Source organism: Cupriavidus sp. D384 (genome assembly GCF_001652915.1).
Classification (GTDB): Bacteria; Pseudomonadota; Gammaproteobacteria; order Burkholderiales; family Burkholderiaceae; genus Cupriavidus.
The window spans coordinates 1-761 of sequence record NZ_BBQI01000075.1 but is presented as its reverse complement, the minus strand read 5'-3'; the positions used below and the strand labels follow the sequence as shown (position 1 = coordinate 761).

The window sequence follows — 761 nt, the reverse complement described above, 5'->3', positions numbered from 1 at the left end:
CTACCCGTGTGAAAGTAGGTCATCGCCAGGCTCTTATACCCAGAACCCCCAAGCCCGAAAGCTTGGGGGTTTTGCTTTGGTGCGCATGAAATGCGAAAGCAGGCAAATCGCCGCTCTCCGAGGCCCTGGAAGCCGCTTCCAGCGTGCCCTATAGGGTGAGAGCGTCGATTTCAGATCGATGATTCTGGTCCGCAAACGAAGCCTCCCGGCGACGTATTTGCAGGCTTCTGGAGCGATCCGCAAAGTTGCTTCCTTCAACGGAAAGCACTTGACAGCCCCGGTAAGTTACACCATAATCACAAGTTCTCTGCGGAGAGGTGCCCGAGTGGCTAAAGGGGGCAGACTGTAAATCTGTTGGCTTACGCCTACGCTGGTTCGAATCCAGCCCTCTCCACCAGAATGCAAGACAACAACCTGGCGAAAGCCGGTGAAGCAGGAAGTAACCGGGCGGGTGTAGCTCAATGGTAGAGCAGAAGCCTTCCAAGCTTACGACGAGGGTTCGATTCCCTTCACCCGCTCCAGTCTCCAGGTTGCCGTCGCAAAAGTAAGTCAAGTTTCGCCCATGTGGCTCAGTGGTAGAGCACTCCCTTGGTAAGGGAGAGGTCGGCAGTTCGATCCTGCCCATGGGCACCATCAATACCCGCACTGGCAATTGCTACCGAGACAGGAGTCGCGAAATGGCAAAGGAAAAGTTCGAGCGGACCAAGCCGCACGTGAACGTAGGTACGATTGGTCACGTTGACCACGGCAAGACGACGCTG

At 55.8% G+C, this 761-nt stretch carries 1 protein-coding gene and 3 tRNA genes; all 4 read left to right on the top strand.

The window, feature by feature from the left end; genetic code table 11:
- Positions 1-311: 311 nt before the first annotated feature.
- Positions 312-397, top strand: a tRNA-Tyr gene (locus tag A9J21_RS16470).
- Positions 398-447: 50 nt separating this feature from the next.
- A tRNA-Gly gene (locus tag A9J21_RS16465) sits at positions 448-521 on the top strand.
- A 37-nt stretch (positions 522-558) separates the two neighbouring features.
- Positions 559-633: transfer RNA gene (locus tag A9J21_RS16460), tRNA-Thr, on the top strand.
- Between the two features lie 44 nt (positions 634-677).
- Positions 678-761: GTP-binding protein (locus tag A9J21_RS32350; protein ID WP_043003843.1), on the top strand; the 84-nt coding region annotated here is incomplete at its 3' end.